This window comes from Longispora sp. NPDC051575, assembly GCF_040681875.1.
In the GTDB taxonomy this organism is placed as follows: domain Bacteria; phylum Actinomycetota; class Actinomycetes; order Mycobacteriales; family Micromonosporaceae; genus Longispora.
The window spans coordinates 222,974-243,589 of sequence record NZ_JBFAZP010000012.1 but is presented as its reverse complement, the minus strand read 5'-3'; the positions used below and the strand labels follow the sequence as shown (position 1 = coordinate 243,589).

The following is a 20,616-nucleotide window of genomic DNA, read 5'->3' as shown; positions in this document are numbered from 1 at the left end:
TTGCCTTGCGCGGGGCCCTCCCATTCGGCAAAGTCTCTTGTCAGAAGTGGTGACGCGGGGGCGAGCCGAACGGGGCGGGGTGGCATTGAGCCAGCTCGTGATTCAACGTGAGTGCGATGCGCTACCCGCCGCACAGCGATCACTACTGATGGTGACGCAAAATCTGGACAAACCACCAGTACACCACTTTTTCTATAAAGCTCTTATCATTGCCTTTCGCGGGTAAAACCGGTCCAATCAACCGGGTATTTGGGCCCGCGTGACCGAGCTGTTATCGGAACGATGCAGCGCGGCGTCCACGAAGTCCGTGACGCCCGCTACTTTTCCGACGTGGGAGGGCGAGACGGGCCCACCCGCTTGGAGGAGGCACGTTCATGAGCGATACGAAGTCGACCGGCACGGGGCAGGCCCCCGAAGCTGGCGCGACCCTGGTGGCGGACGCCCCCGAGGCGAAGAAGACCGCTATCGTCGGCCGATCCCCGGGCAAGCTCGCCTGGATGCGGCTCAAGCGCGACAGGGTCGGTGTCTTCTCGCTGGGCATTGTCCTTCTCTTCTTCATCGTGGCCGCCCTGGCCGACGTGATCGAACTGATCTACGGCTACGGCCCGCGCACCCTGAACTCGAACCTGCTGAACGACGAGGGCCGCCCGCTCGGCGTCCTCGGCGGCATCACCTTCAGCTCGGACGGCCCGTCCAACCACATCCACATCCTGGGTGTGGAGCCGCAGGTCGGCCGGGACATGTTCATGCAGCTGGTCTTCGGCGCGCGTACCTCGCTGCTGATCTCGGTCCTCGCGACCGTGATCTCCCTGGTGATCGGGGTCGTGGTCGGCATCGTCGCGGCCTACGTGGGCGGCTGGGTCGACACCTTCCTGAACTGGTTCACCGACTACATGCTGGCGTTCCCGTTCCTGATCTTCGCCTTCGCGGCCATCCCGATCGTCAACACGTGGCTCGCCGACGACAAGGGCGAGGTCGGCGAGTGGAGCCGGATCTGGACGATCATCGTGATCTTCTCGGTCTTCGGCTGGATGGGCACCGCGCGGCTGGTCCGTGGCCAGGTCCTCTCGCTCCGCGAGCGGGAGTACATCGAGGCGGCCCGCGCGGCGGGCGCCGGCCTCGGCCACATCCTGTTCCGCCAGCTCCTCCCGAACCTCTGGGCCCCGATCCTGGTGACCTTCTCCCTGTCGGTGCCGGCGACGGTGACCGGCGAGGCGGCCCTGTCCTTCCTCGGTATCGGCGTGGTGGAGCCGACGCCGGACTGGGGACGCATGATCAACAACAGCGTGCTCTGGTACCGCGAAGAGCCGATGTACATGCTGATCCCCGGTGTTTCGATCTTCATCCTGGTGCTCGCCTTCAACTTGTTCGGCGACGCCCTCCGCGACGCGCTCGACCCCAAGTCGACGAAGTAGCGGCTGCACCACCCATAGTCGTCCCACACCTGGACTGGTCCCTCCGGACGAGCCCTGAGTGTCGGGCCTGAGAGAGGAGATACCGTGCGACACCGCGTACGGGTGCTGACCATCAGCGCCCTCGCCATCGGCCTCGCCGCCGCTGGTTGCAGCAAGACCGAGAACAGCAAGGGCGAGGAAAACGCCAAGGACCAGAAGCAGTCGATCTTCATCGACCTCAAGGGCACCACCCCGGTCCCGGCGCCCGAGGTCAAGGACGCTCGCAAGGGTGGCCAGGTCCTGTGGCTTCAGGACGGCAACTTCGAGCACCTGGACCCGCAGCAGATCTACGTGAGCGACGCGCTGAGCTTCAGCACGAACCTCTTCCACCGCACGCTGACGTCGTACATCGAGCCGACGGAGGAGGGTGGCACGGTCAAGATCGTCGGTGACCTCGCCATCAACGCCGGTGAGAGCTCCGAAGGCGGCAAGGTGTGGAAGTACACCCTGCGGGACGGCCTGAAGTACGACGACGGTAGCCCGATCAAGAGCGCTGACATCAAGCACTCGATCGCCCGTTCGTTCGGCACGTTCGGTCAGCAGGGCGCGCAGTACATCCAGAACGCGCTCGACCCGGACCGCAAGTACCAGGGCCCGGACGCGGCGACCGGTGACGCTGGCGTTCCCGGGGTCACCACCCCGGACGACAAGACGATCATCTTCACGTTCAAGGACCCGCACCCGGAGTTCCCGTCCCTGGCCGTCTACCCGAACACCGCCCCGGTGCCGGCAGCCAAGGACACCGGCGCGAAGTACGAGGAGGAGTGGGTCTCCTCCGGTCCGTACAAGCGCAAGGAATACAAGATCGACAACTACCTCCTCCTGGAGCGGAACCCGAACTGGGACCCGAAGACGGACCCGATCCGTCACCAGTACCCGGACACCATCAAGGTGGACTTCACCCCGAACCGCGCGACCCAGACTCAGCGTCTGATCGCGAGCCAGGGTGAGGACTCGTCGGCGACCATGACCTCCAGCGTCGCGCAGGAGAACATCTCGACCGTCTCGGCCGACCCGGAGCTGACCAAGCGGGTCCTGTCCGGCATCACGCCGTACGCCAACTACATCAACATCAACACCACCAAGGTGACTGACGTTGACGTTCGTCGGGCCCTGATCTACGGCTACGACAAGGACGCGGCGATCAAGAACGCCGGCGGTAGCAAGGTCGCCGTCGCCTCGACGACGATCACCGCGGCGAACGTTCCCGGCTACGAGAACTTCGACGTCTACAAGGCCGGCCCCAACGGTGACGTCGCCAAGGCCAAGGCGCTGCTCGCGGGCAAGACCGTGCCGAAGCTGTCCTACTGCTTCGCCAACACGGCCGCTGGTCAGAAGGCCGCTGCGATCGTCAAGTCCAGCCTCGAGCGGGAGAACCTCTTCCAGATCGCGCTGAACCCGATCGACCGCAAGGACTACTACACCACCATCGGCAAGAAGGACACGACCTGTGACCTGATGGCCTCTGGCTGGGGTGCTGACTACCCGGACAACAACTCGACCCTGGGCGTCCTCATGGACGGTAACCAGATCAAGGCCGAGGGCAACAACAACTACTCGTACTTCAACGACCCGGGCATCAACAAGAAGCTCGCCGACCTCCGCCTCGAGCCCGACCGTGCCAAGGCCGCCAAGGCCTACGGCGCGCTCGACAAGGAGATCATGGAGAAGCACGCTCCGCTGATCCCGACCGTGTACACGCGGGCTTACACCCTGATCGGCACCAAGCTGGGTGGGGCGTTCCTGAGCCCCAACTACGCGCAGGTCAACCTCACCAACGTCTACGTCAAGGCGTAGTTGACGGTGACCCTGGCGAGCGGCGTCTCCTCCGAGTAGGGGGCGCCGCACGCCGCGGGCGACCGGAGTTCTCCACCGGTCGCCCGCGGCATGCCAAGCTTCAACCCCGTTCCGCTCCGACCGGACGCCCGGGCAGGACCTTGGAAGGCCCCCAATGCTGCGGTATTTCATCAAGCGTTCACTGATCGCGGTGCTCACGCTCGCCGTCATCTCCGTGACGACCTTCATGCTCTTCTTCGCTGGCTCCGCCAACCCGGCCGCCTCCATGTGCGGTGGCAAGGCCTGTGACGCGGCGAAGATCGAGCGGATCACGAAGGCGCTCGGCCTTGACCGGCCCTATCACGTCCAGTACTCCGAGTACATGACCGGCATCTTCACCGGCCGTACCATCGGCGGCGGCGTCGACAAGATCGAGTGCCCCGCCCCGTGCTTCGGTGTTTCCTTCCGCAGCAACGAGCCGGTGTCGACGATCCTCGCCCGTGGTCTGCCGATCACGGCCAGCATCGCGATCGGCGGCGCTGTGATCTCGGTGCTGCTGGGCGTCGGGCTGGGCGTGGCCTCCGCCCTCAAACGCGGCGGGTGGCTCGACAAGTTCTCCATCGGATTCGCCCTGACAGGCGCGTCCCTCCAGATCTTCTTCCTCGGCCTGATCCTGCAGATGGTCCTGGTGTACCAGCTCGGCTGGCTCCCCAGACCGGTGTACGTCAGCCCTGCCGAGGACTTCGGCGGCTGGTTGATGGGCATGCTGTTGCCGTGGATCACCCTCGGCTTCCTGAGCGCCGCGACCTACGCCCGTTTCTCCCGGGCCGAGATGCTCGAGATCCTCTCCGAGGACTTCGTCCGCACCGCCCGCGCCAAGGGCCTGGCCCCGCGTGACGTCAACATCAAGCACGCGCTGCGCGCCTCGCTCAGCTCCATCGTCACCATCTTCGGCCTGCAGCTCGGTGGCCTGCTCGGCGGCGCCGTGATCACGGAGACCACGTTCGACATGGCAGGGATCGGCAAGCTCGCGGTCAAGGCCGTCGGCGACGACAACCTGCCGATCGTCATGGCGACGGTGCTGCTCGCCGCCGTGTTCGTGGTGCTGTTCAACGTGATCGTCGACATGATGTACGCGGTCATCGACCCCCGCGTCAAGCTGGCCTGAGAGGAGTGACACCAATGGCTGACCAGAACCCGTACCTCCAGGTCAAGGACCTGCGAGTGCAGTTCAAGACCGAAGACGGCATCGTCAAGGCCGTCGACGGCGTGTCCTTCTCCGTCGAGCGCGGCAAGACGCTCGGCATCGTGGGCGAGTCCGGTTCCGGCAAGAGTGTGACGAGCCTGTCCATCATGGGCCTGCACAACCGCAAGCGGACCGCGATGACCGGTGAGGTCCTCGTCGACGGGCGCAACATCCTCAACCTGGAGGAGGAGAAGCTCCGCGAGCTGCGCGGCAAGCAGATCTCCATGATCTTCCAGGACCCGCTGTCGGCGCTGCACCCCTTCTACACGATCGGCCACCAGATCGTGGAGGCCTACCAGGTCCACCACAAGGTGAGCAAGAGCGACGCGAAGAAGCGGGCCGTCGAGATGCTGGACCGGGTGGGTATCCCGCAGCCGGCGAAGCGCGCGGACCAGTACCCGCACGAGTTCTCCGGCGGTATGCGCCAGCGCGCCATGATCGCGATGTCCCTGGTGAACGACCCGAACCTGATCATCGCCGACGAGCCGACCACCGCGCTCGACGTGACGGTCCAGGCCCAGATCCTCGATCTGCTGCTGGACCTGCAGAAGGAGTTCAACTCCGCGATCATCATGATCACGCACGACCTGGGCGTCATCAGCCAGATCGCCGACGACGTCCTCGTGATGTACGGCGGCCGCGCCGTCGAGAAGGGCACCGCCGAGCAGGTTCTGCGGCGCCCGCAGCACCCGTACACGTGGGGCCTGCTGTCCAGCGTGCCGTCGCTGTACGGGGACGCCGGCGAGGATCTCGTCCCGATCAAGGGCAACCCGCCGTCGCTGATCAACCTGCCGTCGGGCTGCGCGTTCAACCCGCGCTGCCGGTACGCGATGCTGGGTGACGGCAAGCCGTGCGACATCGAGATCCCGCAACTGCTCCAGGTGCAGGAGCGCGGTCACAGCGTGGCCTGCCACCTGCCGGAGCAGGAGCGGGCCGAGACCTACCAGCGCGACGTGGCACACACGGGAGTGGCGAAGTGACAACCATCGAGAACGGCGCCCCGGCGCCCGTCGTCCCGGCCTCCTCGGTGGAGCCGCTGCTCAAGGTCGAGAACCTGACCAAGCACTTCCCGGTGCGCGGTGGCTTCTTCGGCTCGAAGCAGGTCGTCAAGGCGGTCGACGGGGTCAGCTTCCACGTCAACGCGGGTGAGACCCTGGGTCTCGTCGGTGAGTCCGGCTGTGGCAAGACCACGACCGGCCGCATGCTGGTCCGGCTCCTCGAGTCGACCTCCGGCAAGATCACCTTCGAGGGCCGCGACATCACGCGGGTCGGCAACCAGGGCATGCGGTCCCTGCGCCAGGACATGCAGATCATCTTCCAGGACCCGTACTCGTCGCTGAACCCGCGGCACACGGTCGGCAAGATCATCGCCATGCCGCTCGAGGTCAACAACGTCAACCCGCCCGGTGGCGTGAGGAAGCGGGTCCAGGAGCTCCTGGAGATCGTCGGTCTGAACCCGGAGCACTACAACCGGTACCCGCACGAGTTCTCCGGCGGCCAGCGCCAGCGGATCGGCATCGCCCGGTCCCTCGCCCTCCGCCCGAAGATCATCGTCGCCGACGAGCCGGTCTCGGCCCTCGACGTGTCGATCCAGGCGCAGGTCATCAACCTGCTCCGGGACCTGCAGCGCGAGTTCAACCTGGCGTTCGTGTTCATCGCGCACGACCTCGCCGTCGTCCGGCACTTCTGCCAGCGGATCGGCGTGATGTACCTCGGCAAGATGGTCGAGGTCGGCGAGCGCGAGGACATCTACAAGAACCCGTCGCACCCGTACACGAAGGCGCTGCTCTCCGCGGTTCCGGACGTGACCCGGTTGGGCGCGTCGAGCGGCCGCATCCTGCTCAAGGGTGACGTCCCGACCCCGCTGAACCCGCCCTCGGGCTGCCGGTTCCGCACCCGGTGCTGGAAGGCGCAGGAGATCTGCGCGACCGAGGAGCCGCAGCTGCTCCAGGTCGGTGGCCCGGCCCAGGCCGCGGCGTGCCACTTCCCGGAGGTCGAGCGGGTCTAGTCAGGCCTGAGATCGAGTGCCCCGGCAGCCGGACGGCTGCCGGGGCTTTTCGTTTCTCGGCCCGGAGGCGACCGGCTAACCTCACTGCATGGAGTTCCAGGTGCTCGGCCCGGTCGGCGCCCGGATCAATGGGGAGCCCGTTGATCTGGGCAGACGGCGGATGGAACGTTGTCTGCTGGGCCTGTTCCTCCTCCATATCGGCACCCCTGTCACCGCCGAGCGGTTGACCGCGCTGCTGTGGGGCGAGGACCCGCCGGAACGGTCGAGGAGCACCCTCCAGGTGCTGGTTTCCCGGCTCCGGGCCTGGCTGACGGCGAACAACGCGGACGAGTACGGTGTGCGCCTCGTCACCCGGGCGGGCGGCTACGTGCTCGAAGGCGACCCGGACCGGGTGGACGCGCACCTGTTCCGCAGACTGTGCGAACAGGCCCGGACCGTCCCGGACCCTGTCGAGCGCCTCACCCTGCTCCGCCGCGCCCTCGCCCTGTGGCACGGACCGCCGATCGCGGACGTGGCCACCGACTCCGTGCAGCTGTCGATCGGGCACGCGCTCCAGGACCTGTTCCTGGACTCCACCGAGCTGCGCCTCGACACCCAGCTCGAACTCGGCCAGCACGTGGAGGCGGTGAGCGAACTCGGCGCGCTCGTGGCCGAGTACCCGTTCCGGGAGCGCTTCGCGGAGCAACTGATGCTGGGCCTGTACCGGGCGGGCCGGCAGTCGGACGCGCTCGCGGTGTACGCGACCGCCCGGCAGACGCTCGCGGAGCACAGCGGTCTGGATCCCCGCCCGGAGTTCCAGAGCCTGCACGGCAGGATCCTGCGTTCCGACCCGACCCTCGCAGTGTCCGCGCCGCAGTCCCCGACGGCCGGTCCGGCCCAGCTCCCGCAGGCGGTGCCGGACTTCACCGGCCGGCGGGACCAGCTCGACGGGCTGGACCGCCTGCTCGACAACCCGGGGGCGGTGGTCATCAGCACCATCGGCGGGGTCGGCGGGGTCGGCAAGACCGCGTTGGCCATCCAGTGGGCCCACCAGGTGCGCGAACGGTTTCCCGACGGCCAGCTCTACGCCAACCTGCACGGCTTCTCGCCGTCTCCGGCGACCCGCCCGTTGGACGCGCTCGCCGGGTTCCTGAGGGCGCTCGGGGTTCCGGCCGAACAGATTCCGCTGGATGTCGAGGAGGCCAGCAGCCTGTTCCGGAGCAGGATCGCCGACAAGCGGATGTTCATCCTGCTGGACAACGCGCACAGCCCCGAGCAGATCCGACCGTTGCTGCCGGGCGGAGCGGGGAACCTGGCGCTGATCACCAGCCGCAGCAGGCTCGGCGGGCTGGTCGCCCGGGACGGCGCCCGACGCCTGGACCTCGATGTGCTGCCCGACTCCGAGGCCATCGCGTTGTTGCGCAGGATCCTGGGGCACCGACGGCTCGACGCCGAACCGGAGGCGGCCTCCGCCCTCGCGGCAGCCTGCGGACACCTGCCGCTCGCCCTGCGGATCGCGGCGGCGCACCTGGCGGACCACCCGGCGGACTCGGTCGCGGACTACGTCGCACTGCTGCGGGCCGGCGACCGGCTCACCGCACTCTCGGTCGACGGCGACGAGCTGAGTTCGATCCGGGCCACGTTCGAGCTGTCCTATGCGGCGTTGGACCCGGGAACCGCGCGGACCTTCGGGCTGCTGGGCCTCGTGCAGGGGCCCGACTTCAGCCTCGACGCGGTCGCCGCCCTGTCCGGCACGACGGTGGCGGACGCCCGGCGGCATCTCGGCCGGCTCCTGGCCGCCCACCTGGTCGAGCTGCTCGGCTACGACCGCTACACCCTGCACGACCTGCTCAAGTTGTACGCCCGGGACAAGGTCGACCCCTCCGAAGCCGGGCCCGCCCTGAGCCGCCTGACGGGGTGGTACCTGCACGAGGTGGACGCCGCCGCCGCGAAGTTGTACCCGCACAACCTGCGGCTGCCCGTGGACCCGTCCGACGACTTCGCCTTCGCGGACCACGTGGAGGCCCTGGCCTGGCTGGACCTCGAACGGCGGAACCTGGTCGACGCGGTCGTGCAGGGCGCCGGATCCGGGCAGGGCGAGGCCTCATGGCGGATCGCGGACGCGCTGCGGGGGTACTTCTGGATCCGCAGGCTCACGGTCGACTGGATGGCCGCCGCCGAGGCAGCGCTCGCCGCCGCGGAGGCCGCCGGGGACGCCAAGGGCCAGGCGACCGCGAACCAGAGCCTGGGCCTGGCCTACGCGAGCGCCAGCCGACACGAGCAGGCGATCGCGCACAGCACCAGGGCGCTGGACCTCGCCGGGCAGGAGGGCTGGCCCGAGTACCAGGCCGCGGCCCTGGGCACCCTCGGCACCAGCGCCAACGAGCTGGGCCGGCTGTCCGACGCCGTCGAGTACTACACCCAGGCGCTGGTCATCAACCGCCGGATCGGTCGGGAGACCGGCGCGGCGATCAACCTCACCAACCGGGGCGGCCTCAACACGAAGCTGGGGCGGCTCGACGACGCGCTCGCCGACCTGCTGGAGGCGATGCCGCTGGCGCAGGCGGCCGGGGCGCGCTTCATGGAGGCCGCCATCCTCGGGAACCTCGGCGAGCTGTACCACGCCCGTGACGAGCTGGACCGCGCCGTGGACTGCCACACCAGGTGCCTGGAACTCGCCAGGGAGGTCGGCAGCGAGGAGTCCCAGGCGGAGGCGCTCCGGGGCCTGGCGGAAGTACACCGCGACGCGGGGCGGCTCGCGGAGGCCTGGCGGGACGCCAACGCGGCACTGGAACTGGCCCGCAAGGTCGGCGAGTTCCGGGCCGAGGCGCAGGCGATGGTCGCGCTGGGCACGATCCTGCACCGTCGCGGCCAGCACCGCGAGGCGCTGACCCGGCACGAGCTGGCCCTCGCCCTGTCCCGCAGGCACGCCATCCGGCACGGGGAGATCGATGCCCTGACCGGGATGGCCGAAGCGTTGCAGGGCCTGGGGCAGCCAGCCCGGGAGCCCGCCGAGGAGGCCGCCCGGCTCGCCCGGGAGGCGAATTTCCCGCTGCGCGAGGCGCGGGCGCTGGCGGTGCTGGCGACCGCACCGGCGGACGCCTGACCTGGCGAGCCCGCCCGTCCCGAGAACCATGATCTAGCCTCACCGCATGGAGTTCCGGGTACTGGGCCCCGTCCGGGTCATCGTCGACGGCGCGCCGGCGGACGTGGGCGGACGCAGAAGCGAACGCTGCCTGCTCGGCGTCCTGCTCCTCCACATCGGCAGCGTCGTCACCATGGGACGACTGACGGAACTGCTGTGGGACGACCACCCGCCGGCCCGGTCCCGGGCGGCCGTCCAGGTGCTGGCCTCCCGGCTGCGCTCCGGACTCGCGGCCGCCGGCGCCGAGCGGTACGGCGTCCGCCTGGTCACCCGGGCCGGCGGCTACGTCCTGGAGGGCGACCCCGAGCGGGTCGACGCCCACCGGTTCCGCGTGCTGTGCGACCGGGCGCGGACCGTCCCCGACCCGGCCGGCAGGCTCGCGCTGCTCCGCGAGGCCCTCGCCCTCTGGCAGGGGCCGCCCCTGGCCGACGCCGCCACCGGGCAGGTCCGCCGGGAGGTGCTGCCCGGGTGGGAGGAGCTGCGCCTGGCCGCCACCGAGGGGCGCCTCGACTGCCAGCTGTCCCTCGGCGAGCACGCCGACGTCGTGGACGAACTGCGGGCGCTGGTGGCCGAGTACCCGCACCGGGAACGGCTCGTCGAACTCCTGATGCTCGGGCTGTACCGCGCGGGCCGCCGCCAGGACGCCCTCGCCGTGTACGAGGCCGCGCGCCGCGAACTCGCCGAACGCGTCGGCCTGGACCCGACCCCGGCGCTCCGGGACCTGCGCCGCGCGATCGCGCACTCCGACCCGGCGCTGGACCCCGCGCCCCGGGCTGCGGGCGCCCGACCCGCCCAGCTGCCGCCGGCCGTGCCGAACTTCACGGGGCGCGACGACCAGCTCGACGCCCTCGACGGGCTGGCGGACCAGCCGGGCGCGGTGGTGATCAGTACCGTCGGCGGGGTGGGCGGGGTCGGCAAGACGGGCGGGGGCTACTGGCACCATTATTTTCGGAGGCGGGACCGGTCGGGACGGTTGCGCGGGGCCGGGGTACGGCGCCGTTTTGCTTGGTCGATCGTGGCTAACCCTGGGTGCTGCGGCCCCGCCGAGCTGGTGTCGACGGGGCCGGAGTGTGGCTGTTACCAGCCGATCTCGGCGTACGGTTGGCCGGCGATGTACGCGGCGACGGCGGCACGGGGGTAGGGCACCATGTCGGCAGGCAGGGCGTCGAGCGGGAACCAGCGCAACTCGGCGCACTTGTGGGGTTCCAGGTTCGCCGGTTCGCCGTCCCACTCGGTTGCCTCGAAGAACAGGCCGAGTCGGGCCTCTTCTGCCGGGTCGCCCCGGTGCATGGTCGTCACGAGTCGCAGCGCTCCGGGCTGGAGTACGACCCCGATCTCTTCTTTCACCTCGCGTACGAGGCCGTCGAGGGCGCTCTCGCCGTCCTCAAGGTGTCCAGACGGCATGTGCCATTGGCCGTCGGCGTACCCGGTGCCCTGGCGCTGGCCGAGCAGGATCTCGCCGTCACGAATCAGCAGGGCGTGTAGGTCGATGATGGTGCGGTGTCGCTGAGTGCTCATTCGTGTTTCCCCTGGTGGTGTTCTGTCGTCGACGTCATGACGCTAGCCCAGCGTTCGGCCATCGCCGCGCCGATCAGCGCCGCCGTTTCGTCGGGTTTGTGACCCTCGACGTTCAGCGTGATCACGTCCACTCCCCGAGCGGTAAGGCGGGCGGCGGCGTCGACGTAGTAGGCGAGTTCCCGCTCGACTTGGTCAGCCTCCTCAAACCGGCCGTGACTCTCGCCCCGACCAGTGAGCCTGGCGCGGATGGTGTCCGGGTCGGCGGTGAGGATTACCGACAGGTCGGGGCGGTCGGCGCCCTCGTTGATCGCCTCGACGTACTCGACGGGCACCTCGTCGAGGCGTTGCAGCACCAGCGACGAGGCGAGGTAGCGGTCGCAGACCACGAGGCGCCCGTCGTCGAGCGCGGGGCGGATCTCAGTTTTCAGGTGGTGGTGTCGGTCGGCGGCGACCAGGCACGCCAACGCGCGCCCCCCGAACTCGTGGGTGCCGTGCCTGGCCAGCTCGCCTATCGACCCGTGCGACGGCTCGGTCGTGGCGTAGGTCGGCACGCCGATGGCGACGAGTTGCGCACAGAGGTTCAGCGTGACCGTCGACTTTCCTACCCCGCCCGGTCCGTCGAGCGTGAGGAAGAACCCGCGCCAGCGGCGGCCGAGTTGGGGAGCGTCGTTGTAGATCACGCGCCACGCTGCCCGTTGCTGCGCGCGTACTGCTCGCGGGACAGGTCGGCCATGTGGCGGCGCACCTCGTCGACGGGCGCCTCGCCGAACCGGATGCCCACGGAAAAGTTGAACTCGTCGCGGCCCCGCATCGCCTCGTCGAGCCCGTCGTCGGTGAGGTCCACGGCGCCGTACGCGAGCAACTGGTCGGCGGTGTACCTGCCGGTTTTCATCAGCCGATCCCACTCCGGGGTGCCCGGGTACGGCCGGAACTCGAACACGCTGGCGCGGAAGTTGCCCGGCTGACCGTCGGTGATCCGCCACAGCTCGTGGACCAGGGCGACGGTTTCGAGCATCTCGGTTCGGGCCTCTCCGGGGAATCCGAGGATGAAGTACCCCTTTACCCCGATGCCGCGCTCGCCCAGGCGGCGCACGGTGCGTTGGACCATGCCGGGGTCTATCCGCTTGTCGATGTACTGCAACATGCGGGTGCTTCCCGACTCGATCCCGAGGGCAACCTCGCGTAGCCCGTTCGCGGCGAGCTGGTCGAGCCCGGCGTCGTCGAGCCGGTCAAGGACGTTGATACGGCCGGTGGCGTCCCAGCGCGCCCAGTCGCCGACTCGCTCGGCGGCAAACGGCGCCATCATTGCCTTGATCACCCGACCAGCGCCGAGGAACAGGTCGTCAACGAACCGGAACCGGGTCACGCCGTCGGCGGCGTGAAGCTGGAACATCTCCCCGAGGATGTTCGCGGGCTGGCGTACCCGGATCGACACGTCAGGGTTCGCGCTCACGGCAGCCCCGCAGAACGAGCAGTCGTACGGGCAGCCCCGGGCGCCGACCATGTTCGCCTCTAGCTCCCCGTCGTCGGCCCGGTATGGGTCCTGGGCGAGGTACCGCCGGTCGACGTAGGCCAGGTCATCAATCGACGGTGCCAGGTGCGCGTTACTGCCCCTGCCGTTGTTGATCGTGGCGAGGATCGGATCGCGCCACATGACCCCGGGTAGCTCGGCGCGGCGGCGGTGATCGTGCAGCAGCTCGACGACGCGCGACTCGCCCTCGCCCAGAACCAGCGCGGCGACGTGGCGCATACGGGGGTCAGTGAGTATCTCCGTCGGCATGGCCTTGGCTTGGTGCCCACCGACCATCACCAGAATCGTCGGGGCGAGTCCGTCGGCGATGCGGGCGCTGATCTCGTACGTCGGGGCGAGCAGGTTGAACCCGACCCAGCGGGGCGCGTGCCGGTTGATCAGGTCGACGGTCGCCTCGATGCCCAGGCCGTGCGCCTCGGCGTCGAGTACCCCGACGTTGAACCCGGCCCCGGCGGCGGCGGTGGCGATGTAGGCCATACCAAGCACGGGGAGCGTGAAGTCGTTGACGCGGGGACGGAGCGCGTAGTCACGTAAGGGTGCGTTGACGAGCAGCAGGTCGAGGGCGCGGTCGGGGGTGTGGCCGGAGATGAGACCGGCGTCAAGTCGTTCCGTTAACACTTCGTGCGCCTCCCTGGGCAAGGGTGAGCAGGGTAAGAACGGACAGGTGTTCCCCGGCGCCAGCGCGCCACAGAGCACCGAAAGGCTTGTCGGAGGTAGGCCAGTCGATGCCGGGCGCGGTGGTGCGCGCCCAGTGCCGTACGGCCATGTCCCAGTACGGGTAGAGCGCGAACTCGTGCGACCAGTCCGCTACAGCGGCACCGGCCGTCCACGGGCCGATGCGGTGCACGGCGAGCAGCGCCTCGGCGAGCTTGTCCGGGGCCAGGTGCGCCCAGGCGTCGCCGTGGTCGAGGTACGCGGCGGCGGCGGCCCGCAGCATCGGGCGCTTGAACTTCATCCCGAGCCGGTCGAACGCCTCGTCGGGCAGCTCGGCGACGCGCTCAGCGGTCGGGAACAGGAACAGATCGCCGTCGGAGGTCGGGACCGGCTCGCCGTGGGTGGAACAGAACAGCTCGTACGTCTTGCGTGCCTGGGCGGCGGTGATGACCTGCCGATTGATCGCGGTGCCGACGGCGTCCCACAGGTCGACGTTGCGGACCCTGATGACCGGCCCCGCCTCGACGAGCCCGGCGCCCAGCGGCCCGAACAGGTCGCGGACGGGCGCCGGGTCGAACACGTCGACGGTCGGGGCCGTGCCGCTCGTGGCCCCGACCGCCTCGGTGTTGACGGTGCCCGGCCCGTCCTGGCGCCAGGTCAACAGCCACACGTCGCGCCCGGACCGCATGACGCGGGCGTAGCCGGTGGGTGTGGCCGTCCAGCCTGGGTGTTCCTGCATAAGAGCGGGCATCGTCGGTTCCTTCCGGTGAATGGAGCGCACGCCAACTCGACGCGCACGAAACAGCCTCGCAGCGGTCAGCGCCGACCCATCTACCCGGGGTGGCGTGATCTGGGCGGCGCTGTCGACGGTGGTCTAGCCGTGAGAACAGGTCCCGCGCCGCCGCCGGGCTACCACCGGACCCACCCGGCGGCCGTGCAGACGGCTACGGCTACGGGCACGGCGGCCAGCAGCAGCAGGGCGGCCACGAGGGCACGGAACGGGGTAACGATGCGCCGCCCGTGGTTCCGAGGGCGCGTCACGTGCCGCCGGCCCGCCCAGATCGGGCAGTCAGTCACAGCGAAAGCTTCCGGCCGTCGCGTCGGGACGAGCAACAGGGCGATCTGATCGGGCAGCATCGGAGAGGCTCCCGAACCGCAGTGCACGCATCGTGTCGGCGGAGCGGCGAGACGCGCCGAGACTTGGGGGAACTCGCGCGTCACCCCCATCGTCGTCACGGCTGACGCTCCGCACGTTCGAGCACCAGCTCGACGAGAGCGTCGCGCCCCGCCTCGCTGTCCACGTCGTAGGCGGCGTTGGTCACGGCGATCATGTCCAGCTCGTCTCGGCGCACCAGCAGCCGGCAACCAGCAGGAACGTCCGGCCCGGCCGAGTAGCCCCCGGCGGCGTGGTCGTCGACGAACAGCACCGCGTCCACGTCCGTCGGGGGGTGCTCGTTGAGAAAGTCGCGGATCTTGCCGCCTAGCTCCTTGCGCTGGTCAGGGGTTGGGTTGAACATGGTTCTTAGCCCTTCGGGGTCAGGGCAGGCCGGGATATGGCCCTAGACAAGTCTTCTCCCGGCCTGCCTGCCGTCGTCGCCGTGGTGCTTAGATCATCACGGTGACGATGCGTCGATCGGAGGCGTGCAGGTGACCACGTACTGACCCTTCCGGGTCGACGCGGACGCGCTCCACCTCCTGACCATTTGTTGTGCCTCCTGGCGGGATGAGGCGCGCTCGTGGCGTAGCGGGTGCTCGTGCCCCTCGTCGGAGGCTTCAAACGTCTCGATCAACCACGTGGTCATTTCACGGTCTCCTTGCCGCCAGTTGAACAGTCCCCGTGCACGTACATGCCCGCTGAGCTGGCGGGCTACTCGCCGTCCTCCGTGGTCTCGTCGTCGTCCTTCTTGCCGTCGAGGTAGACACTCATCATGATCACCTCCTACCACTGTGGGCGGACTCGCTGGGCTGGCGGAATGCCGGTTCTCTGCCTTCCTGCCCGCAAGTCCTGCCGGTAGTCTGGCGAAAGCACAACGTCACATAGAAGACCGTGGCCGTGTCATCGTGTTTCCAATTCGATCGGGTAGGCCGTCGATGACAGATATGGGTGTGAGACTGAGGAAGGCCCGGGAAAGTCGAGGCTGGAGTCTGCGACGTATGGCGGTCGCGGCTCACACCAGCTTTTCTAACTTGAGCAAGATCGAACGGGGCCTAATCCAGGCGTCAGAGGATCTGATCGCAGCCTACGAAACACACCTAGGGGTGGAGATCATGCAGCGTAGAGGCGTACTCGCGGCACTCGTCGCCGGGGCGGTGATACCGCTGGCGCTCCCAGACGTGGTACACGCCAGCTACACAGCCGCTCTCGAAGAGGACGGCAACGGCATCGACTACTGGCACGGCAGGGCCGAGCAGCTCAGCACTGCCCGGATGACGATGGGCGGCGACGCGTTTACACAGCGCGTCGCAACCGATCTATTCAAGATGCCAACCGGCATATGGGCGGTCTCCGCGACCATGCTCACGCTCCTCGGCAACCAGGCGCCCCGCGCGGCGCAGAACGGCAAGGACGCGCGAGGGTGGTACGCGCTCGGCGTCGGTGCTGCCGACAAGTCGCAGGACACTGCAACGCGAGTGATCACGCGAGGGCGGGCCGCGCTGTGCATGTCCCAGCCCGGCGACGGCAAGAGCCGGGGCAACCAAGTGGTAGCGGCCAGGCTCGCCAACGAGGCGCTTGGCCTGTCGGATCGTCCGACCGTCGCCCGGCTCGACTCGTTCATCGCGCTCGCCCTGGTCGCCGCCAGCGAACGGAACGAGGCCGAGGCGCTTTCGCTGCTCGCCCAGGCCCGGCGACTGTTCGACCAGGTGGGGACCACCGGAGTCGGGGCCGATCACGAGATGCCGGACTGGCGTTACGCGCTGAGTGAGTCGCGGGTCCTGTCGTTGCTCGGCAACGAGCGCGCTGTGACGGCCCAGGACTGGGCGGCGGCGGCGCTCCCGGCGAACATGCCTCGCTACGTCACTCAGATCGACGTACAGCGCGGGCTACTCATGGCCCGGTCTGGCGACCTACGCGGCGGCGTCAAGTACGCGAGAGAGGCGCTCAACGCCCTCCCGGTGGCCCAGCACAACCCGACCCTTCACCTGATCATGGACGAGGTCGAGGCGTCGGGCGCACAGCGCTAGATACCACGATGCGCGAGACGCCGCCGGGCAGCAGCTCGGCGGCGTCTCTGTGTCTGGTCTACGCGGCGCGGGGCGCGACCCGGCGGACGTACGCGGGGCTGATGCCGAGGGCGTCGGCGATGGTGACCTCGGGCATGTGCGGGAGCGCGGCGCGGATGCGGGCGACGGTGGCGACGGTCTGGTCGCGGCGGCGCTGGCCTTTGGGCGGGAGCGCGGCGGCCAGGGCGAGCAGGGCGGCGGCGTCCGGGTCGGCGGCGTCGACGGGCTGCTCGACGGGCTCGGCCGGGGCGGCGGCGGTCGGTTCGGTGTGCTGGTGCATCCGCCAGGCGACGAGGGGCATGGCGGCGGAGACGAACGCGGTGACACCCACGTTGACGGGGCTCGACCAGTTCGCGTGGATCAGGTGGGCGATCTCTTGGGAGGCCAGCGCCAGGCCCAGCCCCCAGGCGATGCCGCGCCGGTCGTCGTTGATCAGCATCAGCCAGAGGAAGCAGTCGAGGCCCAGCGGGTAGAACACGGCCACGTACCAGGGGAACCCGGCGGCGGCGGCGAGCTGGTACTCGCCCCAGAACGCGATGACGACGGTGGCGAGCATGGCGAGCTTGCGCAGCAGGGCGGGGGCATCGGTGCTGAACATGGCGGCGTGTCCTCAGGGGCGTCGGGGCGGTTGGGGTGGCGGACGGTCAGGCGGCGCGGCGGGCGAGTCCGGCCCGGATGCGCTCACGGACGCGGCCCCGGGCGGCGTCGGGGCTCATGCTGGCGAGCAGCTCGGCGAGGTACCGGTCGGCGGCGGTGACGGCGTCGGGGGTCGCCTCGGTGTCGGCGCCGCCGGGGCAGCCTCGGCCGGCGTAGTCGTCGCTGTCGTGCACCCAGGCGCAGCCGGGCCGGTGGGTGCGCCGGGCGATCGGCAGGCCACAGTGTGCGCACCGGCCCCGCTCGACCAGCTCGGCGACAGGCTGCTCGACGGGCTGCTCGGGCGCGGCGTCGGTGACCTCGACGCCGACCGGGGCGGGGCGGGCGGTGACGCGCACCCGGGCGGCGGTGACGTAGAAGCAGGTCGGCGCGGTCTGCCCCTTGCGGTCGCTGCCGTCGCGGTTGAGCCGGTAGCCGTAGACGAACCGGCGGCCCGCCCAGCAGGGGCCGGCGTCGACCTTGGTCACGCGGATCGTGGTGTCGGCGCGGCGGGCGCCCAGGTCGGCGGCGGCGGGGATGAGCAGGGTGTCGCCGACCCGGATGTCGGTGCCAGCGTCGCCCAGGTCGACGGGCGCCTCGACCAGCTCGGCGGGCGCGTCCTCGACGACCGGGGCCGGGGCGGCCCAGAACTTGCCGGCCACGCCGCACGAGCCGTACTCGACGAGCTTGCCGTCGGCGTCGCGGAACTCGCACCCCATCTGGTTCTTGGTGATGGTGACGAGGATGCCCTCGGCGTAGGCGCGCTTGTCGTTGCGGCCGAACCACAGCAGCGTGTCGCCGTTGTTGAGGTTGTGGCCCTTGGCGGTGGTGCGGGTCGGGGTGCTGGTCACTGGGTGCCTCCTGGGTAGGTGTCTCGCTCGCTTCGTTCTGTGCAAGTTGACAATAAGCTCTACTTGAATAGAACGCAAATCCTAGACTGGCGGTGCACTTAAAAACCTGGCCAGGACACGGAAAAGGCCCCGCCCGCGCACCCGGTGAGGGGTACGCGAGCGGGGCGTCGAGAGTGGAGCGGGGGTCAGTCGGTGGGGTCGGTGGGCGTGCGGGTCAGGCTCGGCGAGCCGGGCGCCCCGATCGGCCCGGAGGCGACCGAGGTGAGCACCGACAGCAGTGTCGCCCCGGCGGACAGCGACAGCGCGGTCGCCCAGTCCACCGACAGGACGTCGACGCCGATGGTTCCGGCGACGGCGCCCAGGGTGAGCGCGGCGATCAGGGTCTGAGCGAACGTCTTGAGGGCGCGCTCGGCCGTGGCGGTCCAGAACGCGCGGGTGGTGAGGTAGGTCAAGGGGTGTCCTTCCGGTAGGTGTGCGCCGACAGCTCGGCGCGGAGGGTGGCGATTTCGACGCGGGCGGCGGACAGCTCGACGGCGAGTCGGACGATCTCGGCGCGCAGCTCGGCGACGACGGTGCCGGCGGCGTCGGCGACGAGCTGGGCGGTTTCGGCGCCGATCTTGTCTCGCTCGGCGTACACGAGGGCGATGTCGGCGGCGGCCCGGCGGCGGCCGGCGAGGTGCCCGACGAGGGTGCCGACGAGCGTGGTGACGGTGCCCGTGCCGACCAGGGCGACGAGCAGCTCGGCGACAGACACAGGAACTCCGGTTAGGTGGGGCGGACGGTGACGGGCGCCGGGGTGGGTGCGCCGAGCAGCACGGCGACGAGGTCACTGACGGTGTGCACGCCCAGGGCGAGACTCCCGTCGGTGCCGGCGGGCATCTGGTACATGACGGCGACGACCCAGCGCTCGGCCGGGCCGGCGAACCCGATGGTGGACGTGTTCCAGTGCGCGGCGCCGCCGTAGGGGTTTTCCAACCAACTGTTTTTGACGCCCGGGGCCAGGGCGGGGCCGGCTGCCCAGACGCCCCAACGCTGGATGTCGCCGACGTGGCGCATGGCGTCGACGAGGTAGTCGCGCACGGCCGGCGCCGCCCGGTCGAGCACGTGCACCATGAGCGCGGCCAGGTCTCCCGGCGTGCACGTCATGGCGCCCCAGTTCCCGTTACTGCCGGAGATGGCCAGCCCCGACATGCCGTACCGGGCGCGCAGCTCGCCGAGCATCGCGCGCCCGCCGTGCCGTTCCCAGACGCGCGAGGCGGCGTCGTCGTCGGACACGGCGAGCATGGCGGCCAGGTCGACCCGGTCCGCCGGAGCCAGCCCGTCGGGGCCGCCGGAGGTGTCGAGCACCAGCGCGGCCATGCCGAGTTTGACCGTCGACCCGGCCCACGTCGCCGTGCCCGTCGCCCCGGCGGTGAACCTTGCCCCGGTCGCCCGGTCGATCAGGATCACGCCGAGCTGTCCGGGCGCGGCGTCCACCAGCGCCGTCGCGGTCGCCAGCCGCGCCGCCCAGGTGCAGTCGAACCCGTTGACGGTCGGGCACGGCGACGGCGACGGGCTGGTCGGCGCGGGCGCCGGGGTCGGCGGGTACAGCAGCAGGGAGGCAACCGGCGGCGGCGCCGGGGTCGGCGCGGCCACGGTGACGGCGAGCAGCGCGGCGGCGGCCAGCGCCCCGGCGACGGTGGCCACCAGGGCGCCGCGCCGACCCCGGGTGTCTACGTGACGGGCGCGGTCCACGCCGCCGCCCACGTGTTCGGGCCGACGATCCCGTCGACGGTGAGACCCTTCTCGGCCTGAAACTGCCGGGCGACGCTGGCGGACTGCGGCCCGTACCAGCCGTCGACGCCGATCGACCAGCCGCGCGCCGCCATGCGCTGCTGCCAGGTGCGCACGTCGCCGCCGTTCATCTGCGGGCGGCCCGGGGTGTAGCTGATCTCTCGGCCGGGCCACGCCGGGTAGCTCGGGGTCGGCGGGGTCGGGGTGCCGCCGCCCGGGGACGGCTGCCCGACGATGACCGACAGCACGGCGGCCATGGCGGCGGCGTCGTTGGCGTACTTCCGCAGGAACGAGATGTGCACGTGCCACAGGTGCGACGAGTCCGAACTCGACGGACGGCCGTTGTAGCAGTCCCAGCCGGTCACCGTGCGGCCGTCGAGGGTGCCGTAAAACTCCCTCACGCTGTCGAGGCGGGGGTCGTTCGGGTCCTTGGCCGAGGCGAGTAGCCGGGCCGTGACGAGCCACATGTCGCGCTGCATCATCGACATGTCTACGGCCGACGCCCAGTTCGAGGCGCCCTCACGGTCTGGGCCGAGCTGCACCGAGTAGTTGCCCGGGTTGGGCTGGTCCTCACGGCTGATGTGGTATCCGCCCTCGCGGCGGTGCGCGACGTCGCCGACGATGCCGCTGAACGTCGCGGCGTCGTTGCGGCCCTCGGCGGTGTCGATCGCGCGCTCAAAGTCGGCGGCGAACTTCTGCATGTTCGGGGTGGGAATGGTGGCCACGCTGGTACCTCCGGGGTGTGGGCATGGTGAGGGAGCACACGCGACGAGCTGGTCGCGGCGCGGGTACGGTCGAGGGGTGTCCGGCACCTTCCCCCGTGGGT

The 20,616-nt window shown here is 69.8% G+C and carries 19 protein-coding genes; 8 read left to right on the top strand and 11 right to left on the bottom strand.

Translation table 11 applies throughout. The features are described 5' to 3' along the window. Nucleotides 1–374: 374 nt before the first annotated feature. The 7 genes from AB0M43_RS33780 to AB0M43_RS33750 all read left to right on the top strand — a co-directional run bounded on the left by AB0M43_RS33780 (nucleotide 375) and on the right by AB0M43_RS33750 (nucleotide 10,749). Complete coding sequence (locus AB0M43_RS33780) at nucleotides 375–1,415, top strand: ABC transporter permease (RefSeq protein WP_363730447.1); 1,041 nt, start codon at nucleotides 375–377, stop codon at nucleotides 1,413–1,415. An 84-nt stretch (nucleotides 1,416–1,499) separates the two neighbouring features. Continuing rightward, nucleotides 1,500–3,251 (top strand): ABC transporter substrate-binding protein, encoded by a 1,752-nt coding sequence (locus tag AB0M43_RS33775; RefSeq protein WP_363730445.1) that lies wholly within the window; start codon nucleotides 1,500–1,502, stop codon nucleotides 3,249–3,251. A 154-nt stretch (nucleotides 3,252–3,405) separates the two neighbouring features. Continuing rightward, nucleotides 3,406–4,398 carry an ABC transporter permease gene (locus AB0M43_RS33770; RefSeq protein ID WP_363730443.1) on the top strand — a complete coding sequence of 331 codons (993 nt, stop codon included), beginning with the start codon at nucleotides 3,406–3,408 and terminating at the stop codon, nucleotides 4,396–4,398. A 14-nt stretch (nucleotides 4,399–4,412) separates the two neighbouring features. After that, a complete protein-coding gene (locus AB0M43_RS33765; protein WP_363730441.1) occupies nucleotides 4,413–5,456 on the top strand; it encodes an ABC transporter ATP-binding protein in 1,044 nt (347 codons plus the stop codon). After that, the gene (locus tag AB0M43_RS33760) at nucleotides 5,453–6,484 is read left to right on the top strand and encodes a dipeptide ABC transporter ATP-binding protein (RefSeq protein ID WP_363730438.1); all 1,032 of its coding nucleotides are present in this window, start codon (nucleotides 5,453–5,455) and stop codon (nucleotides 6,482–6,484) included. Before AB0M43_RS33765 ends, AB0M43_RS33760 begins: the two co-directional genes overlap by 4 nt. A gap of 88 nt (nucleotides 6,485–6,572) precedes the next feature. Continuing rightward, nucleotides 6,573–9,569: a BTAD domain-containing putative transcriptional regulator gene (locus AB0M43_RS33755; RefSeq protein ID WP_363730433.1), complete on the top strand. Its 2,997-nt coding sequence runs from the start codon at nucleotides 6,573–6,575 to the stop codon at nucleotides 9,567–9,569. A 46-nt stretch (nucleotides 9,570–9,615) separates the two neighbouring features. Continuing rightward, nucleotides 9,616–10,749, top strand: a complete 1,134-nt coding sequence (locus tag AB0M43_RS33750; RefSeq protein WP_363730430.1) for an AfsR/SARP family transcriptional regulator — start codon at nucleotides 9,616–9,618, stop codon at nucleotides 10,747–10,749. Here the strand turns inward: AB0M43_RS33750 and AB0M43_RS33745 are convergent. The 5 genes from AB0M43_RS33745 to AB0M43_RS33725 form a co-directional block, all read right to left on the bottom strand. Beyond that, nucleotides 10,686–11,126 (bottom strand): NUDIX domain-containing protein, encoded by a 441-nt coding sequence (locus AB0M43_RS33745; RefSeq protein ID WP_363730427.1) that lies wholly within the window; start codon nucleotides 11,124–11,126, stop codon nucleotides 10,686–10,688. The genes AB0M43_RS33750 and AB0M43_RS33745 overlap by 64 nt on opposite strands. Next, nucleotides 11,123–11,806, bottom strand: coding sequence for a dTMP kinase (gene tmk / locus AB0M43_RS33740; RefSeq protein WP_363730424.1), 684 nt, complete (start codon nucleotides 11,804–11,806; stop codon nucleotides 11,123–11,125). The genes AB0M43_RS33745 and tmk overlap by 4 nt, the downstream gene beginning before the upstream one ends. Continuing rightward, nucleotides 11,803–13,275, bottom strand: a complete 1,473-nt coding sequence (locus tag AB0M43_RS33735) for a radical SAM protein (protein WP_363730421.1) — start codon at nucleotides 13,273–13,275, stop codon at nucleotides 11,803–11,805. Before AB0M43_RS33735 ends, tmk begins: the two co-directional genes overlap by 4 nt. Further along, nucleotides 13,256–14,062 (bottom strand): hypothetical protein, encoded by an 807-nt coding sequence (locus tag AB0M43_RS33730; protein WP_363730419.1) that lies wholly within the window; start codon nucleotides 14,060–14,062, stop codon nucleotides 13,256–13,258. Before AB0M43_RS33730 ends, AB0M43_RS33735 begins: the two co-directional genes overlap by 20 nt. Nucleotides 14,063–14,543: 481 nt before the next feature. Further along, nucleotides 14,544–14,828: a hypothetical protein gene (locus AB0M43_RS33725; protein ID WP_363730417.1), complete on the bottom strand. Its 285-nt coding sequence runs from the start codon at nucleotides 14,826–14,828 to the stop codon at nucleotides 14,544–14,546. 574 nt (nucleotides 14,829–15,402) lie between these two features. On the opposite strand from AB0M43_RS33725, the gene AB0M43_RS33720 reads away from it, so the two are divergent. Beyond that, nucleotides 15,403–16,494, top strand: a complete 1,092-nt coding sequence (locus tag AB0M43_RS33720; protein WP_363730415.1) for a helix-turn-helix transcriptional regulator — start codon at nucleotides 15,403–15,405, stop codon at nucleotides 16,492–16,494. Between the two features lie 58 nt (nucleotides 16,495–16,552). Here AB0M43_RS33720 and AB0M43_RS33715 read toward each other — a convergent pair whose 3' ends face one another. From AB0M43_RS33715 to AB0M43_RS33690, 6 genes are all read right to left on the bottom strand, one after another. Beyond that, a complete protein-coding gene (locus tag AB0M43_RS33715; protein ID WP_363730413.1) occupies nucleotides 16,553–17,131 on the bottom strand; it encodes a hypothetical protein in 579 nt (192 codons plus the stop codon). Between the two features lie 46 nt (nucleotides 17,132–17,177). Then, nucleotides 17,178–18,017: a hypothetical protein gene (locus AB0M43_RS33710; RefSeq protein WP_363730410.1), complete on the bottom strand. Its 840-nt coding sequence runs from the start codon at nucleotides 18,015–18,017 to the stop codon at nucleotides 17,178–17,180. 185 nt (nucleotides 18,018–18,202) lie between these two features. Next, entirely contained in the window at nucleotides 18,203–18,469 is a 267-nt protein-coding gene (locus tag AB0M43_RS33705) for a holin (RefSeq protein ID WP_363730408.1), read from the bottom strand. Then, entirely contained in the window at nucleotides 18,466–18,771 is a 306-nt protein-coding gene (locus tag AB0M43_RS33700; protein ID WP_363730406.1) for a hypothetical protein, read from the bottom strand. The genes AB0M43_RS33705 and AB0M43_RS33700 overlap by 4 nt, the downstream gene beginning before the upstream one ends. An 11-nt stretch (nucleotides 18,772–18,782) precedes the next feature. Next, nucleotides 18,783–19,751 (bottom strand): hypothetical protein, encoded by a 969-nt coding sequence (locus AB0M43_RS33695; RefSeq protein WP_363730404.1) that lies wholly within the window; start codon nucleotides 19,749–19,751, stop codon nucleotides 18,783–18,785. Further along, nucleotides 19,730–20,515 carry a peptidoglycan-binding domain-containing protein gene (locus AB0M43_RS33690; RefSeq protein WP_363730402.1) on the bottom strand — a complete coding sequence of 262 codons (786 nt, stop codon included), beginning with the start codon at nucleotides 20,513–20,515 and terminating at the stop codon, nucleotides 19,730–19,732. The genes AB0M43_RS33695 and AB0M43_RS33690 overlap by 22 nt, the downstream gene beginning before the upstream one ends. Between the last annotated feature and the right edge of the window lie 101 nt (nucleotides 20,516–20,616).

What these genes read in the sequence shown, in the direction of transcription:
- AB0M43_RS33780 (WP_363730447.1), top strand. Translation starts at nt 375, where the DNA reads ATGAGCGATACGAAGTCGACCGGCACGGGGCAGGCCCCCGAAGCTGGC.
- AB0M43_RS33725 (WP_363730417.1), bottom strand. Translation starts at nt 14,828, where the DNA reads ATGTTCAACCCAACCCCTGACCAGCGCAAGGAGCTAGGCGGCAAGATC.
- AB0M43_RS33715 (WP_363730413.1), bottom strand. Translation starts at nt 17,131, where the DNA reads ATGTTCAGCACCGATGCCCCCGCCCTGCTGCGCAAGCTCGCCATGCTC.
- AB0M43_RS33720 (WP_363730415.1), top strand. Translation starts at nt 15,403, where the DNA reads ATGACAGATATGGGTGTGAGACTGAGGAAGGCCCGGGAAAGTCGAGGC.
- AB0M43_RS33765 (WP_363730441.1), top strand. Translation starts at nt 4,413, where the DNA reads ATGGCTGACCAGAACCCGTACCTCCAGGTCAAGGACCTGCGAGTGCAG.
- AB0M43_RS33750 (WP_363730430.1), top strand. Translation starts at nt 9,616, where the DNA reads ATGGAGTTCCGGGTACTGGGCCCCGTCCGGGTCATCGTCGACGGCGCG.
- AB0M43_RS33755 (WP_363730433.1), top strand. Translation starts at nt 6,573, where the DNA reads ATGGAGTTCCAGGTGCTCGGCCCGGTCGGCGCCCGGATCAATGGGGAG.
- AB0M43_RS33730 (WP_363730419.1), bottom strand. Translation starts at nt 14,062, where the DNA reads ATGCCCGCTCTTATGCAGGAACACCCAGGCTGGACGGCCACACCCACC.
- AB0M43_RS33745 (WP_363730427.1), bottom strand. Translation starts at nt 11,126, where the DNA reads ATGAGCACTCAGCGACACCGCACCATCATCGACCTACACGCCCTGCTG.
- AB0M43_RS33770 (WP_363730443.1), top strand. Translation starts at nt 3,406, where the DNA reads ATGCTGCGGTATTTCATCAAGCGTTCACTGATCGCGGTGCTCACGCTC.